This window comes from Pseudomonas californiensis (assembly GCF_021147775.1).
GTDB lineage: Bacteria > Pseudomonadota > Gammaproteobacteria > Pseudomonadales > Pseudomonadaceae > Aquipseudomonas > Aquipseudomonas californiensis.
In genome coordinates this window covers 20,085-34,410 of record NZ_JAGTPK010000034.1, presented here as the reverse complement: position 1 = coordinate 34,410, position 14,326 = coordinate 20,085, and the positions used below count along the sequence as shown (strand labels likewise).

Annotated in this window: 15 protein-coding genes; 6 read left to right on the top strand and 9 right to left on the bottom strand. The window is 58.9% G+C overall.

All coding sequences use genetic code 11. From position 1 onward, the window contains the following. Positions 1-138 precede the first annotated feature (138 nt). The 5 genes from KDX37_RS23645 to KDX37_RS23625 all read right to left on the bottom strand — a co-directional run bounded on the left by KDX37_RS23645 (position 139) and on the right by KDX37_RS23625 (position 5,352). Positions 139-456, bottom strand: a complete 318-nt coding sequence (locus KDX37_RS23645; protein ID WP_231655439.1) for a hypothetical protein — start codon at positions 454-456, stop codon at positions 139-141. Positions 457-972: 516 nt separating this feature from the next. Continuing rightward, positions 973-1,593 carry an isochorismate family cysteine hydrolase YcaC gene (ycaC, locus tag KDX37_RS23640; protein WP_231655438.1) on the bottom strand — a complete coding sequence of 207 codons (621 nt, stop codon included), beginning with the start codon at positions 1,591-1,593 and terminating at the stop codon, positions 973-975. Between the two features lie 79 nt (positions 1,594-1,672). Beyond that, a complete protein-coding gene (locus tag KDX37_RS23635; RefSeq protein ID WP_231655464.1) occupies positions 1,673-3,511 on the bottom strand; it encodes an amidohydrolase in 1,839 nt (612 codons plus the stop codon). 145 nt (positions 3,512-3,656) lie between these two features. Next, on the bottom strand, positions 3,657-4,283 hold the full coding sequence (locus KDX37_RS23630; RefSeq protein ID WP_231655437.1) for an antibiotic biosynthesis monooxygenase: 627 nt from the start codon (positions 4,281-4,283) through the stop codon (positions 3,657-3,659). 142 nt (positions 4,284-4,425) lie between these two features. Next, positions 4,426-5,352, bottom strand: a complete 927-nt coding sequence (locus KDX37_RS23625) for a LysR substrate-binding domain-containing protein (protein WP_231655436.1) — start codon at positions 5,350-5,352, stop codon at positions 4,426-4,428. Positions 5,353-5,521: 169 nt separating this feature from the next. Between KDX37_RS23625 and KDX37_RS23620 the strand changes: the two genes are divergently transcribed. Then, complete coding sequence (locus tag KDX37_RS23620) at positions 5,522-5,941, top strand: GFA family protein (protein WP_231655435.1); 420 nt, start codon at positions 5,522-5,524, stop codon at positions 5,939-5,941. On the opposite strand, the gene poxB is transcribed toward KDX37_RS23620, so the two are convergent. From poxB to KDX37_RS23605, 3 genes are all read right to left on the bottom strand, one after another. Then, complete coding sequence (gene poxB, locus KDX37_RS23615; RefSeq protein ID WP_231655434.1) at positions 5,938-7,656, bottom strand: ubiquinone-dependent pyruvate dehydrogenase; 1,719 nt, start codon at positions 7,654-7,656, stop codon at positions 5,938-5,940. The genes KDX37_RS23620 and poxB overlap by 4 nt on opposite strands. A gap of 160 nt (positions 7,657-7,816) precedes the next feature. Further along, entirely contained in the window at positions 7,817-9,706 is a 1,890-nt protein-coding gene (gene mrdA / locus KDX37_RS23610; protein WP_231655433.1) for a penicillin-binding protein 2, read from the bottom strand. Positions 9,707-9,855: 149 nt separating this feature from the next. Then, positions 9,856-10,344: a winged helix-turn-helix transcriptional regulator gene (locus KDX37_RS23605; protein ID WP_231655432.1), complete on the bottom strand. Its 489-nt coding sequence runs from the start codon at positions 10,342-10,344 to the stop codon at positions 9,856-9,858. An 88-nt stretch (positions 10,345-10,432) separates the two neighbouring features. On the opposite strand from KDX37_RS23605, the gene KDX37_RS23600 reads away from it, so the two are divergent. From KDX37_RS23600 to KDX37_RS23590, 3 genes are all read left to right on the top strand, one after another. Continuing rightward, entirely contained in the window at positions 10,433-11,290 is an 858-nt protein-coding gene (locus tag KDX37_RS23600; RefSeq protein ID WP_231655431.1) for an SDR family oxidoreductase, read from the top strand. Between the two features lie 99 nt (positions 11,291-11,389). Next, positions 11,390-11,698, top strand: a complete 309-nt coding sequence (locus KDX37_RS23595) for an RcnB family protein (RefSeq protein WP_231655430.1) — start codon at positions 11,390-11,392, stop codon at positions 11,696-11,698. A 152-nt stretch (positions 11,699-11,850) separates the two neighbouring features. Beyond that, positions 11,851-12,675: a helix-turn-helix transcriptional regulator gene (locus KDX37_RS23590; protein WP_231655429.1), complete on the top strand. Its 825-nt coding sequence runs from the start codon at positions 11,851-11,853 to the stop codon at positions 12,673-12,675. 22 nt (positions 12,676-12,697) lie between these two features. Here KDX37_RS23590 and KDX37_RS23585 read toward each other — a convergent pair whose 3' ends face one another. Beyond that, positions 12,698-13,282, bottom strand: coding sequence for a LysE family translocator (locus KDX37_RS23585; protein WP_231655428.1), 585 nt, complete (start codon positions 13,280-13,282; stop codon positions 12,698-12,700). A 208-nt stretch (positions 13,283-13,490) separates the two neighbouring features. Between KDX37_RS23585 and KDX37_RS23580 the strand changes: the two genes are divergently transcribed. Together KDX37_RS23580 and KDX37_RS23575 are read left to right on the top strand one after the other, a co-directional pair. Continuing rightward, entirely contained in the window at positions 13,491-13,985 is a 495-nt protein-coding gene (locus tag KDX37_RS23580; RefSeq protein WP_231655427.1) for a DUF3828 domain-containing protein, read from the top strand. 62 nt (positions 13,986-14,047) lie between these two features. Beyond that, the gene (locus KDX37_RS23575) at positions 14,048-14,260 is read left to right on the top strand and encodes a hypothetical protein (protein WP_231655426.1); all 213 of its coding nucleotides are present in this window, start codon (positions 14,048-14,050) and stop codon (positions 14,258-14,260) included. Positions 14,261-14,326: the final 66 nt, after the last annotated feature.

Sequence of the window (14,326 nt, the reverse complement as noted above, 5' to 3'; positions counted from 1 at the left end):
ATAAACACTTCAACGCTGTGATCGCACCACGTTAAAACGGCATCAGTTCAAACAGAAACGTCTGCCCTCTACTGCAAAGAGAGCAGACGTCAATGGCGGCGTCACTTCACATTTCACTGTGATGCCGATGTGTTCCTGTCAGGCGACCTGACTGTGCGCATGGCGCTGTGTCTTTTGCCATTCGGCCTTGAGGTCGCGCAGGGTCTTCTCCATGAAAGCCTTGTCAGCCGCGGCCTTTCTACCGACGTAGCCCTGGCCGCGGCGGAACATCTTCAGCGCAACGCGCAGCTCTGGATGGGCGTCACGGAATTCGTCTTCCGTCGAGTGCGGCGCCATGGCGTCGACATGCACTTCACCGGCGTCGGTAATCCAGACAATGTGGTTATCCAGTGTATCTTTGCGAACGGCAAACAGACGAGCCAGTTCATCAATAGTATGGGCGGCATTGATATTCATGTTGATGCTCCTTCGCTCGTAAACTGTTCAATGGTTTATTCATCAAGTTCATTCGCCGGACAATCAGCGCCCACACAGAAGTGTGATCATTGATTGAAGTTCCAGCCCTCAAGGACATGCAGGTAGCCTTGATGCAAAGCTGCGTATGACAGCGTCATCGAAGAGAGAAGAAGTCGCGAAACCCAAAAACCTGCCGATCGTTCAACGATCTGCCACAAGCATCATGAGGTCGTTTCGCCAGCTTCTCGTCTTTACGACAATCAGGCCAGGTCAGCTTCATCAATCTGCCTTGTGGGCAGCCTACATCCGGGAACATCTCGACGGCTTGCCGAGCCTGTTCAATACATCTTTGCGACGCTCCCGATCAGGGAGACAGCTGCATAATGCAAAAGGAAAGTGGGTCCGTCAATGATTATGTAGTGATTATTTTTTCTCACTACAAAATAACGGATACCGGTACTGGAGGGTCGTGGAAGTGACCAATCGGTCACTTCCACGGGGTGTTGCGCAGGACGCTTACTTGGTGAAGGCGCTGTAGCTGTTCATCAGGTTGCGGTAGTTTGGGATACGCTGGGACAGCAGGTTGGCCAAGCCTTCCATGTCGTTGCGCCAGTCGACCTGCAACTCGCACGCTACCGAGAACCAGTTGACCAACTGTGCGCCAGCCGCGCTCATGCGGGCCCATGCGGCTTTCTGGACAGTCTCGTTGAAAGTGCCAGAGGCATCGGTGACCACGAATACTTCAAAACCTTCCGCCAGCGCGCACAATGTCGGGAACGCGACGCAGACGTCAGTCACTACGCCGGCGATGATCAGTTGCTTGCGACCGGTTGCTTTCACAGCCTTGACGAAATCCTCGTTGTCCCACGCGTTGATCTGACCCGGACGCGGAATGTAAGGCGCATCAGGGAACATTTCCTTGAGCTCGGGTACCAACGGGCCGTTGGGACCGCTTTCGAAACTGGTGGTCAGAATGGTTGGCAGACCAAAGAACTTGGCCAGGTCAGCCAGCGCCAGCACGTTGTTCTTGAACTCGTTGGGCGAGAAATCCTGCACCAGAGAAATAAGGCCGGTCTGGTGATCGACCAACAGAACGGCTGCGTCATCTTTGTTCAAACGATTGTAGGGAGTGCTCATGATTGTCTCCTTGGGGTTTTATCATCCGTGGCTGAGACGACAACGCGTGCCGACCCTGCCCACCTGTTGAGTAAATCGATCAGAACGCGAAACACGAGCAGCCGAAAGCGCCCCAGAAACCCTGGAAGTCGCTGACGGGTGCACTGGAAAGCCTGGCCCGCTCATGACTGTGCGAATGCACGGCACACGGGCCGCTGCACTGGTGAACCTGCGCCAGCATCGGCGAGGCTGGACGCCAGTGACCTGGAACCTTGGCAACCGGTGACCAGTCCGGCAGCACCGGCAGACTCGGCGGGGCCAGTGTCTCGAAATCACCGGCGCCGAATACCACCTTGCCGCCTACGACAGTCAGTACGGATTCGATCCATTTGATGGCCTCGGGCTCGACGCTGAAGTAGTCCGCAGAAAGCGCTACAAGATCCGCCAACTGCCCGACCTTGATCTGGCCCTTCTTGCCCTGCTCGGAAGAAAACCACGCACTGCCGTGGGTGAACAGTTCCAGCGCAGTCTCACGCGGCAAGCCTTCGGGGTACAGTTCCAACCCGCCTACAGTGCGGCCGCTGACCATCCAGTAGAGCGAGGTCCAAGGGTTGTAGCTGGAGACACGCGTGGCGTCTGTGCCTGCACCGACTGGCACGCCTTCCGACAGCATGCGTTTGATCGGCGGGGTCATCTCGGCCGCTTTGGCGCCGTAACGCTCGACGAAATACTCGCCCTGGAACGCCATGCGGTCCTGAATGGCGATACCGCCGCCCAGCGCTCTGACACGCTCGATGTTTTTCGGCGTGATGGTTTCACAGTGGTCAAAGAACCACGGCAAGCCATTGAACGGGATGTCACGGTTGACCTTCTCGAACACGTCCAGCATGCGGCTGATCGACTCGTCGTAGGTGGCGTGCAAACGGAACGGCCAGCGGTGCTCGACCAAGTGACGAACCACAGGTTCAAGATCGCCTTCCATGCCCGGCGGCAGGTCGGGACGCGGTTCAAGGAAGTCTTCGAAGTCGGCCGCGGAGAAGGTCAACATCTCCCCTGCCCCGTTATGCCGCAAGAAGTCATCGCCCTGATGCAGCTTGACGGTGCTGGTCCAGTGCTTGAAGTCGGACAGCTCTTCCTTGGGTTTCTGGGTAAACAGGTTGTAGGCGATCCGGACGGTCAGCTGTTGTTCGCGGGCCAGCTGTTCGATGACGGCGTAATCGTCAGGGTAATTCTGAAAACCGCCTCCCGCGTCGATGGCACTGGTCAGTCCCAGTCGATTGAGTTCGCGCATGAACTGACGGGTCGAATTGACCTGATATTCGAGCGGCAGCTTTGGCCCTTTGGCGAGGGTCGAATACAGAATCATGGCGTTGGGCTTGGCCACCAGCATGCCGGTCGGATTCCCTTGCGCATCGCGCACAATTTCACCGCCCGGCGGGTTTGGCGTATCACGGGTATAACCAGCCACGCGCAGTGCAGCACGATTGAGCAAAGCACGATCGTAGAGGTGCAGGACAAAAACCGGAGTGTCCGGCGCGGCCTGATTCAGCTCTTCGAGAGTGGGCATGCGCTTTTCGGCAAACTGAAACTCGTTCCAGCCGCCCACTACACGCACCCACTGCGGGGTCGGCGTGCGATCGGCCTGGTCCTTGAGCATGCGCAGCGCATCGGCCAGAGACGGCACGCCTTCCCAGCGCAATTCAAGGTTGTAGTTCAAACCGCCACGAATCAGGTGCAAGTGAGAGTCGTTGAGGCCCGGAATAACCGTGCGCTTTTGCAAGTCGATGACCTGCGTTGCGCTACCACGCAAGCCCATCACCTCGGCGTCACTGCCGACGGCGACAAAACGGCCGCCACTGATCGCCACGGCGCTGGCCTTGGGTTTTTCACGGTCGACCGTGTGGAATTGGCCGTTGAAGAGAATCAGTTCGACGTTCATCGATGCACCTTTGGCGGAAGTTTGAGAAGCACTGGCAAGGCCGGGAAGCGACCATGAGGGAAGAATCGCGGCGGCAGCACTCAACAATGAGCCGTTGGCGACAAATCGCCGGCGCTGCAGATCGGTTTTCTCGTCAGTCATCAGATCACTTCCCTTGTGATTTTTTAGCCGAAGCGTTGAGCCACGGCGCCAACAGGTGCGTGGCGGCGGGCATCATCAGGTACACCACCAGCAGCACGATGGTGATGGTTACCAGCGCAGTGCTGATGAAGTAGCCGGACAACGACGGCACGCGGGCAAACAGCGGCCCCCACAGCAACGGAACCAGCAGGGTCAGGGGCAAGATCACCATGAAGGACACACACGCCTGCTTCCAGCGGGGCGGCGGGCTGCTCTCTTCATTGGCGGGTGTGAACCAGAATTCGTTGTGCGGATTGACCTGCGTCTGATCACCATCGGCAAGCATCGGCGCGGCTTCCTGAACCAGCTGACGGCGCTCGTCGGAGTCCATCCAGCTCTGCATGGCCTGGGTCGAATGAAAACGCAGGACGCTGGTGAACATGTGCAGGCCGCCATCCTTGCCTCGTATCACGTCGACACCCAGATGGCCCGGCTGCCCACTGGCGATGGTCACGATGCGGCGCAGCCATTGCTCGTAACTGGCTTCCTGACCGGCCTTGACCCGGTGCTTGATCACCAGCGTGACCACTTCATTGAACACAGCGCTGCCGACAATGCGTGCTTCTGTGTCGAGACGGACGGGATCAGACATGGCCAACAGCTCCGGCAACAGGTTTCGATTAGGGTATGCGGCCCCCACACAGCTTGAGGTGGAGCGACCAGAACCATAACGATAGTGCCGTCAATCAGGCGTCAGAAATTGAGCGTATGTGCTGTCTTTGCGTCTGACCCCGTTATGCCTGTGTCACGACATCCAACGGCGCAGACATGTGCTCGGCGATACGCGAGCGCAACCAGCGTTCGGCTGGATCATTGTCATGGACGCCGCTCCAGACCATCGACAGCTCGGCAGGCACGATGGGGAATGGCGGATCTTCGGCACGCAACTGGCAGCCTTCGATCAATGCACAGGCAGCGTAATCCGGTACTGTGGCAATCAGGTCGGTACCGGCCAGCAAAGCCCTGAGTCCGTTGAACTGAGGCACACCCAGCACCACCTTGCGACTGCGCCCGACGCGCGCCAGGTCGAGATCGATATTGCCGCTCAGGTCACCGGAAAAAGACACCATCGCGTGCTGCCGTTCGCAGTAGTCATCCAGGCTCAACGGCCCTGGACGCATATCGCCACGAATGACTTTGCAGCCGATATCACGCAGCTTCTTGCGCTTGGCGTTGGCTGGCAGGTCAACGGTGTAGCTGACCCCGACCGATATCTCGCCCGACGCCAACAGCGCCGGCAACAGCAGGTAATTGGCGCGACGAATCACCACGATGATGCCCGGCGCCTCTTCACGCAGCCGCGACAGCAGAGGCGGCAGCAGGCCAAACTCGGCGTCATCGGACAAACCGATCCTGAACACATCACAGCTGGTTGACGGATCAAACTCCTTGGCGCGGCTGACCGCACCAGAAATGGTATCCAGCGCCGGGCGTATCTCCTTGAGGATATCCAGCGCCCGCGCAGTAGGCTCCATCGCCCTGCCATTGCGCAGCAAAAGAGGGTCGTCGAACAGGTCGCGCAAACGGCCCAGTGCTGCGCTCACGGCGGGCTGACCGATGAACAGCTTTTCGGCCACCCGTGTGAGATTCCGCTCGAACATGAGCGCCTCGAAAATCACCAGCAGATTGAGGTCGACGCGGCGCAGGTCGTTGCGATTCATGAGGGGTTCCAGAACTCTGTTTGTCAGGGTGCCTGCAAGACGAGGCTTTGACGACAGTAGGCACGAATATACCGGTTGTGGCTTGTACGCCTGTGCTGATCGACGACTGGATTGGGCAGGAGAGCATTCAGGTATTAACCTGAAGGTACGTCAGAAAGGGAAAACCCCCATGATCAAGAGAGTCGGCGACACCCAGATAACCCCGATACACAGAGCATCATGTCACTGCGGCGCGGTAGAACTGGAGCTTGAACTGCCGGACGGCATCGTCGATCCCAGACGCTGTGACTGTTCGATGTGCAAGCGCAGAGGCGCTATTGTCGCCACCGTAGCGGAGGAAGGTCTCCGGGTGCTGCACGGTCAGAGCGTGCTCAGGTCCTACCAATTCAATACCCGCACGGCGGTGCATTATTTCTGCACACGCTGCGGGGTCTATACCCACCACCGACGACGCTCCAACCCGAATGAGTTCGGTTACAACGTCGGCTGCCTGGCAGGTGTAAACCCGTTCGAGCTGGACCCTGTAAATACGAGCGACGGCATCAATCACCCGGCTGACGCCCAGCCCTCGGTCGCGGTCTACGATTAGCGCAGGTTGGTCTTGGCCAGCTCCAGCACTTCGCTGCCGCGCCCGCTGAATACGGCACGCATCATGTAAAGACTGAAGCCTTTGGCCTGTGCCAGCTTGATCTTCGGCGGGATGCCAAGCTCCTGCTTGGCAGTCACCACATCGATCAGCACCGGGCCAGGGTGGTCGAACGCCTTGCGCAGTGCTGCAGGCAGCTCTGCCGCATCTGTCACGCGCAGACCCAGGATACCTGCGCCCAGCGCGATGCCGGCAAAGTTGGTCTCGTGCAGGTCGGTGTCATGGGGCACATAACCGGCGGCTTTCATTTCCATGTCGACGAAGCCCAGCGAGCTGTTGTTGAACACCACCATCTTGATCGGCAGATTCAACTGACGGATGCTCAGCAGATCGCCCATCAGCATCGACAAACCGCCGTCGCCACACAGTGCAACCACCTGCCGGTCCGGGTGCTCTGCCTTGGCACCCAGTGCCTGCGGCAACGCGTTGGCCATCGAGCCGTGGTTGAACGAGCCCAGCAGGCTGCGTTTGCCGTTCATGTGCAGATAACGCGCCGCCCATAACGTCGGTGTACCAACATCAACGGTGAAGATCGCGTCGGCGTCCGCCTGCTCGTCAACCAGACGCGTCAGGTACTGCGGGTGAATTGGTGTATCGGCAGGCGTCGGCGTTGCGAGGTCGTCCAGCTCTTCGCGAGCCTTGGCGTAATGCTTGAGAGCCTTGTCGAGAAAACGACGGTCTGTGTGCGGGATCAGTTTGGGCAGCAATGCGTCAAGCGTCTCACGTACGCCACCCACCAGGCCGAGTGCCACCGGCGTACGACGCCCCAACTGGGTCGGATCAAGGTCGATCTGAAGGATTTCAGCCTTTTCCGGATAGAAGTTTCGGTACGGGAAGCTGCTGCCAAGAATCACCAGCGTGTCGCACGACAACATGGCGTGATAGCCGGAGCTGAAACCGATCAGACCGGTCATACCGACATCGAACGGATTATCGTACTCGACGTGCTGCTTGCCCCGCAGTGCGTGCACGATCGGTGCGCCCAGCTTTTCAGCCAGCGCGACCACTTGCTCATGTGCACCCGCACAACCGGCACCGCACAACAGGGTAACGGCCTTGGACTTGTTGAGCCTGTCCGCCAGCGCTTGCAGGTCCTGCTCGGCAGGAATCACGTCGGGCGGCGTGATATCGACCCAGTTGGCTTTCACGTCCGGAGATTCACTGAGGGCGACGTCGCCCGGCAACACGATGACGGCTACCCCCTTCTGGCTGATCGCGGCACGCATGGCGCGCTCAAGTACACGCGGGAACTGCTCAGGGCTGCTGACCAGTTCGACGAAATGGCTGCACTCCTTGAACAGTTCCTGAGGGTGGGTTTCCTGAAAATAATCCAGGCCGATTTCCGAAGACGGTATCTGTGCGGCAATGGCCAGCACCGGAACGCGATTGCGATGGCAGTCGTACAGGCCATTGATCAAGTGCAGGTTGCCGGGTCCGCAGCTGCCCGCGCACACCGCCAGCTTGCCACTGGAAGCCGCCTGGGCACCGGCGGCGAACGCGGCGACTTCTTCGTGACGGGTATGCATCCAGCGGATTGAATCGGTGCGCTCAAGGCTGTCGGTCAAGCCATTGAGGCTGTCACCGGACACCCCCCAGATGTGGGAAACGCCTGCCGCTGCGAGGGTCTGCGCGAGGTGGTCGGCGATAGTCTTGGACATGAGGGGTTCCTTGTCGAGGCAATGGGGATCGGTTTCAACACGCGATAAACGTGCGCGGCGCTCTGCCGCACACGTTGTGGTCGACCCATTGCACGCTCGACAGTTCAGTCAACCTGAGCCCCGTTCAGGCAAGGTCAGGGCGACATGTATCGCGAAGCGATCAGGCGTGCGGACTGCCCGTCGCCTTGACCGGCGCTGCATATTGCGGCTTGAGTTTGCCCTCATTGTCCAGCAGCCAGGCGTCCAGAATCTCACGCACCACCGGCCCTGCGACCCGACCGCCCGCCTCGCCGTTTTCGATGGTCACCGAAACAACGATCTTTGGATGTTCGGCGGGAGCGAAGCCGACAAACAACGCGTTGTCGCGGTTGCGCTCCAGAGTCTTGAGGCGGTTGTAGCGTTCGCCTTGCTTGATCGCCACCACCTGCGCGGTACCGCTCTTGCCAGCGATGCGGTACTGCGCGCCCTTGGCCGCGTCACGGGCGATGCCTCGCGGATCATGCATCACCATCTGCATGCCTTCGTTGACCTGATTCCATTCATTGGGATCGTGCAGCACGATATTGGGCATCGGATGCTCGTCCACCGGCGCGACATGCCCCACTTCTGTCGCCAGATGAGGGCGATGCCAGACGCCCTTGCTGGCGATCAGCGAGGTCGCCTGCGCCAGCTGCAGCGGCGTGACCTGCATGTAGCCCTGGCCGATACCCAGGATGACCGTCTCACCCGGGAACCACGCCTGCCGACGGGTCGCGCGCTTCCATTCGCGTGACGGCATCAGCCCTGCCGACTCTTCGAACATGTCCAGCGAGACCTTCTGGCCGATACCGAACATGGTCATGTAATCGTGCAGCCGATCAATGCCCAGCTTGTGGGCCAGGGTGTAGAAGTAGGTGTCATTGGATCGCATGATCGCGGTGTCCATGTCCACCCAGCCATCCCCGCTGTGGTTCCAGTTGCGGTACTTGTGATCGAAGTCCGGCAGCTGGAAGTAGCCGGGGTCGAATACCCGCGTCGAAGCATTGACCACGCCGCTGTCCAGCCCTGCAATCGCTACCTCGGGCTTGACCGTCGAACCTGGTGCGTACAGCCCGCGCAGCACACGGTTGAACAGCGGTCGGTCGATAGAATCACGCAGGGCGGCGTACTGTTTGAAACTGATGCCGGTCACGAACAGATTGGGGTCAAAGCTGGGCTTGCTGACCATCGCCAGCACTTCGCCGGTCTCCGGATCCAGTGCCACAACCGACCCGCGTCGATCGCCCAGCGCGTTTTCTGCTGCCTCCTGAAGGTGCACATCCAGGCTGAGGGTGATGTTCTTGCCGGGCACCGGATCGGTGTGTTTCAAGACCCGCAAGACACGACCCTGGGCGTTGGTTTCCACTTCTTCATAACCCACGTGCCCATGCAGCTCCGACTCGTAAAAACGCTCGATGCCGGTCTTGCCGATGGACTGAGTGCCGCGGTATTCGTTGTCGAGCTGGGAGGCTTCTTTTTCATTGATCCGCCCGACATAGCCGATGGAATGGGCAAAGTGTGCGCCCAACGGATAATGCCGAACGAACTGCGCGGCGACGTCCACGCCCGGCAGCAGGTACTGGTTCACCGCAAGCAAGGCAATCTGCTCTTCAGTCAACTCGTACAACAAGGTCGCGGGCTCGAACGGGTGGCGAACCTGTTTGAGCTCCTTGTCGAACAGGATGCGGTCTTCGTCCGGCAACGACAGCAGAGTCATCAACTCGTCGATTACCTTGTGCCAGTCGCCAGCGCGTTCGCGGGTCAGCGTCAGGTTGAAGCTGGGACGATTGTCCGCCAGCACCTCACCATTGCGATCAAAGATCAAACCGCGCTCCGGCGGGATCGGCAGCACGTGTACACGGTTGTTTTCAGAAATGGTCGAGTGGTAATCGAACTCGGTAACCTGCAGAAAGTACATGCGCGCAATCAAGCAGCAGGCAAGCAGGGCGACCAGTACGGCACAGGCAATCAGGCGGTTATTGACCAGCCGGGTCTCTTTTTCGTGGTCTTTGAGGGGAATAGGATCTGGCATTTCTACAGCTTCTCGGTGGATGGCAAACCTTGCAACAGAGCAGGTAACTGGACACGTAAACGATCAATTCGGCGCGCACCATACCAAGAAGCGTCGAGCAACAGGCGATCACCCCGCCAATCGCAGGATGAAGATTCTGTCAGAAAGCGTCACGCTGGCTCGGCGTGTGCTTCGCTTGCGGGCGTCGCGAGAGTCTTGTTGGTGACGGTAAGTACAGCGGCGGCCTGGGTAGCGCTGGATGCTTCACGCGCCTGCATGATGCTCGGCAGATTGGTTTCAATCCACGTCGCCAGCGTTTCGACCTGCCGGGCGACTTCTTCGCCCATCGTCGTCAGCCGGTATTCAACATGTGGCGGCACCACCGGCAGCGACTTGCGATTGACGAAACCGTCATGCTCCAGATGTTGCAGGGTCTGGGCGAGCATCTTTTCGCTCACGCCGCCAATCTTGCGTCGAATCTCACTGAAGCGGTGCATGCCACCGCGCAATACGACCAGCACCAGCACGCCCCAGCGGCTGCAGACGTGATTGAGCACCATGCGCGATGGGCAATCGGAAGCGAGCACCTGGCCCTGACGCACCGCTTCAAGCAGAGACTCGCCCGCGTTCGGCAAGACGGGAGTTGCAGATTCGCTCATGACACTTACCTTTTTGTGCGTACTTACCAAAGGTTAGTACTATGACTATCCTCGGTGCTTCTTTCAATGCCATTCAAGGATGCACGTCATGATCGTCGTTACTGGTGCCACCGGCCAACTGGGCCGCCTCGTCATTGAGCAACTGCTTGGCCGTGTGCCCGCCTCCCGGATTGTTGCTGCGGTACGCAGTCCGGAAAAAGCCACCGACCTCGCCGCTCTGGGCGTTCACGTTCGTCAGGCCGATTATTCGCAACCCTCCACGCTGAGCAGCGCGTTTGCGGGTGCCGAAAAAGTGCTGCTGATCTCGTCCAGCGAAATCGGCCAACGCGTGCCACAGCATCAGGCCGTCATTGATGCTGCGAAGCAGGCCGGAGTGAAACTGCTCGCCTACACCAGCGTTTTGCACGCTGACACTTCGGCCCTGGGCCTGGCAAAAGAACATCGCGACACCGAAGCATATCTGCGCGCGAGCGGCGTGCCGTTCACGCTGCTGCGGAATGGCTGGTACTCCGAGAATTACACCGCTGGGATACCTGGTGCGCTGGCCCATGAAGCACTGCTGGGCAGTGCAGCAGACGGCAAAATCAGCTCGGCATCGCGCCTCGACTTTGCGATAGCTGCCGCTGTGGTACTGACCTCACCCCAGGATCAGAGCGGGCGCATTCATGAGCTCGCGGGTGATGACGCATATACGCTGTCTGATTTTGCCGCTGAATTGTCAAAACAAAGCGGCAAGCCCCTGCCCTACGTTGACCTGCCGCAAGCGGAATTTGCAGCCGCGCTGCTTGAAGCAGGCTTGCCGGACTTTGTCGCCCAGTTGCTGGCCGACTCCGACGCCGCCGCAGCCAAAGGCGCACTTTTTGACGATAGCCGCCAATTGAGCACACTGATCGGGCGCCCCACCACGCCTTTGTCCATCAGCATCGCAGCCGCATTGCGCGGATGAGCCTGATAAAACAGATCGAATGATTTTTCAGGGTGAAGGTCCCAGTCAATACGAAAGGCATTAAGCCATCGCATCACGACACAGACTGGGAGTCTTTACATGAACAGCAAATCCTTGATCGCCTGCATGACCTTGCTCGGCTGTTTCTCGGCCGTCAGCCTGCCGATTCACGCCGCAGACGCGCCCGAGCCCAAGGTCGCCGAATCAAAAGACAACTCGCACGAACTCGAAGTGGGTTCCCGCGTACCCGAGAAATATCGCCGTGACCGCTCGACCGTTCTGGACTGGAAAAGCAAAGGTCTGGAAGAGCCTGGAAAGGAGAGCGTATGGGTGCAGATCAACGATAAGTACGTGCAGTTTCAGACGGTAAACGGTCAGATTGGCCAAATCGTGCCTGTCAAAAAGTAAAACCTGCGTGGTGTCATTCCCGGCCTGCCTCCCTGGCAGGCCAGCGGAAGACGGGCCGTATGGACGCGCCAGCGCTGCACACCCCGTCGCCCGGCATGGCAAATACTGCCCTTGATACGCTACCCTCGGCGCTCTGCCGACGGGATATCAGCATGAACATCACGCCTCCCAGCGCATCAGGCGCTACACCTTTCTTCTGGCGAGACGATCGCTTGCCTTTCATCGAAGCCCGCTCGGTGCTGGATGGCCGCAAGCTGTGCTATGCCCGGCACTCCCATGAGGTGTTTTCGATCGGCGCAGTGACCGCAGGGCAAAGCACGTACCTGCACGAAAAAACATCACAGCGCATTGCTGCGGGCACCGTGGTACTGATGAACCCAGGGGACGTGCATGCCTGCAATCCGATTGAAGACCAGCCCTGGTCATACATCATGCTGTACGTAGACAGTCAATGGCTCGGCGAGATTCAGCAGCGTGCAGGCTCGCCTGGCTTTGTGCCTCTGCTCCCGACCCACAGTAAAGACCCGGCGTTGTTCAACGCACTGCTGGAGCTTTACCAGACCCTGACTGATGCAGATGTCGACACGCTGGAAAAGCACTGCACCGCTGTGTCATTTTTCAACCTGATGCAGCGCACGCTTGGCACCCTGCCAGCAACGTCGTCACAACCTTCACCACGTGTGGCTCGTGCGGCCGAGTACATCAATGACCACTTCACTCAAGCCATCAAACTTGCGGATGTCTGCAAGGCGGCCAACCTGTCGGCGTCTTATCTGATCCGCTCGTTCGAACAGCGCTACCACATGACACCTCACGCCTACCTGCTCAATCGGCGTATTCAACACGCCCGTACCCAATTGAGAAATGGTCGGCTGATTGCTGACGTGGCTCTGGAAAACGGCTTCGCCGACCAGGCCCACTTTCAACGCGAATTCAAAAAGCATGTGGCCGCAACCCCCGGACAGTACCGGTCGTAAAGCGGTGGCCTGCTGGCTCTCTTCACGCCAGCAGATACAGTGCGCAGCCGACCAGCAGCAAGGCCATGATCCGATTGAAGAGCCGCACGCCTGACGCGTTGCGCAGGTAGGTGCCGAGAAAGCTCCCCGCATACGCCCAACACCCCAGCGACGCATAACACACCACACAATAGATGGCTGCGAATTGCCAGATCAGTGTGGCTTCACCATTGGCGACGAACACCCCCATACCGGCCAACGACGCCAGCCAGGCCTTGGGGTTGAGCCACTGCATCACCGCGCCACGTAGCATCGACGGTCCTCGTCCCTCCCGCGCAATGCCCAGTTGCCCGTCATCACTCGCCAGACGCCATGCCATGTACAGCAGAAACGCCACGCCCGCCCACTGAATGACGCGTGTCAAAAACGGCCACTGCTGCAGGGTTTCGTACAAACCGAAGCCAATCAGCACCAACAGCAGCGTGAAACCCAGCGTGGCACCCAGAACATGCCGCATGCCCGGCCAGAAGCCGTAATGCGCACCAGCGCTCAATGCAACGATATTGACGGGCCCTGGGGTAATGGAAGATGCCAGCGCAAAGGCCGCCATTGAAATGAACACGCTCATGAAAAGCTCCCTGATGAGTCGGAATGACCCGGTCAAGGTAATCAGCGGTGCCCCCTGGGTATTGAAGGAAATAACCCTTGTCAGTCACCCGACAGCCGGTACATGGCAAACAAGCCTGCAAAACCGATTGCTTTTTTGACCGCTTGCTTTACAAATGCGCTGTCACTGTCTTGTAATCTTTACAGCCACTTCCTACGAGTCCTGCTCCATGTCCAAACCCCTCGCCTTCGCTGTTGCCTGCCTGCTGTCATCCACCGCGCACGCCGCCTGTCCCGCTGCCACACCGGTAGACTCCGCGCGATGGATCTACGAAAAGCATCAGGACTTCTACGTCAATGGCAAGGGCAGCGCGGAGTATCTGTCCAAACCACTGTTGACGCTGCTCAAGCGAGACTGGACCTGCCAGGGGCCTGGAGGCGATCAGTGTGCCATCGACGCCAACCCGTGGACTGACGCCCAGGACGGCGATGTGCAAAAGCCCATCGAATGGAAGCTGGTGTCGACGTCAGACAAGCAGGCCGTGGTCGAGATGACCTATGTGCTGGGTTACAAGGATGCGCCCCAGCAGGCGCCCATGACCCAGACCTCACGCTTGCTGCTGGCAAAAAACGCCAACAGTTGCTGGGTGCTGGACAACCTGCAGGGCCCTCAGGACAACCTGCTGGTCGAGACCTTGCAGAACTTTCCCTACGAAGGCGACTGATGGCTCCCGGAACAATACGTTATGCTCGGTGACAAACGTACCAGACCCCAAGAGCGAGCCTCATGAACACCTTTGAGCAGTCGATTATTGAAGCCGCGCAGGACGCGACGCCCAATAACACTGACGCCGAACGCGAAGCAGCGCGCATTGCTGCAACCCAGGCAGTGGCCGACATCATGACGCGCCTGCGTGGCCTTGAGCGAACCCTGGCCCTTGCGGAGTTGTTGGACTCCTACACCAACCCCGACGACAACGACGACAACGACCATGACTAGGATCCTAGGCGACAAAGGGTATTTATTTTCCAAATGCTCTTAAGCAAAATGCCATCAGTGTCGATA

What these genes read in the sequence shown, in the direction of transcription:
- KDX37_RS23645 (WP_231655439.1), bottom strand. Translation starts at nt 456, where the DNA reads ATGAATATCAATGCCGCCCATACTATTGATGAACTGGCTCGTCTGTTT.
- ycaC (WP_231655438.1), bottom strand. Translation starts at nt 1,593, where the DNA reads ATGAGCACTCCCTACAATCGTTTGAACAAAGATGACGCAGCCGTTCTG.
- KDX37_RS23635 (WP_231655464.1), bottom strand. Translation starts at nt 3,511, where the DNA reads ATGAACGTCGAACTGATTCTCTTCAACGGCCAATTCCACACGGTCGAC.
- KDX37_RS23630 (WP_231655437.1), bottom strand. Translation starts at nt 4,283, where the DNA reads ATGTCTGATCCCGTCCGTCTCGACACAGAAGCACGCATTGTCGGCAGC.
- KDX37_RS23625 (WP_231655436.1), bottom strand. Translation starts at nt 5,352, where the DNA reads ATGAATCGCAACGACCTGCGCCGCGTCGACCTCAATCTGCTGGTGATT.
- KDX37_RS23620 (WP_231655435.1), top strand. Translation starts at nt 5,522, where the DNA reads ATGATCAAGAGAGTCGGCGACACCCAGATAACCCCGATACACAGAGCA.
- poxB (WP_231655434.1), bottom strand. Translation starts at nt 7,656, where the DNA reads ATGTCCAAGACTATCGCCGACCACCTCGCGCAGACCCTCGCAGCGGCA.
- mrdA (WP_231655433.1), bottom strand. Translation starts at nt 9,706, where the DNA reads ATGCCAGATCCTATTCCCCTCAAAGACCACGAAAAAGAGACCCGGCTG.
- KDX37_RS23605 (WP_231655432.1), bottom strand. Translation starts at nt 10,344, where the DNA reads ATGAGCGAATCTGCAACTCCCGTCTTGCCGAACGCGGGCGAGTCTCTG.
- KDX37_RS23600 (WP_231655431.1), top strand. Translation starts at nt 10,433, where the DNA reads ATGATCGTCGTTACTGGTGCCACCGGCCAACTGGGCCGCCTCGTCATT.
- KDX37_RS23595 (WP_231655430.1), top strand. Translation starts at nt 11,390, where the DNA reads ATGAACAGCAAATCCTTGATCGCCTGCATGACCTTGCTCGGCTGTTTC.
- KDX37_RS23590 (WP_231655429.1), top strand. Translation starts at nt 11,851, where the DNA reads ATGAACATCACGCCTCCCAGCGCATCAGGCGCTACACCTTTCTTCTGG.
- KDX37_RS23585 (WP_231655428.1), bottom strand. Translation starts at nt 13,282, where the DNA reads ATGAGCGTGTTCATTTCAATGGCGGCCTTTGCGCTGGCATCTTCCATT.
- KDX37_RS23580 (WP_231655427.1), top strand. Translation starts at nt 13,491, where the DNA reads ATGTCCAAACCCCTCGCCTTCGCTGTTGCCTGCCTGCTGTCATCCACC.
- KDX37_RS23575 (WP_231655426.1), top strand. Translation starts at nt 14,048, where the DNA reads ATGAACACCTTTGAGCAGTCGATTATTGAAGCCGCGCAGGACGCGACG.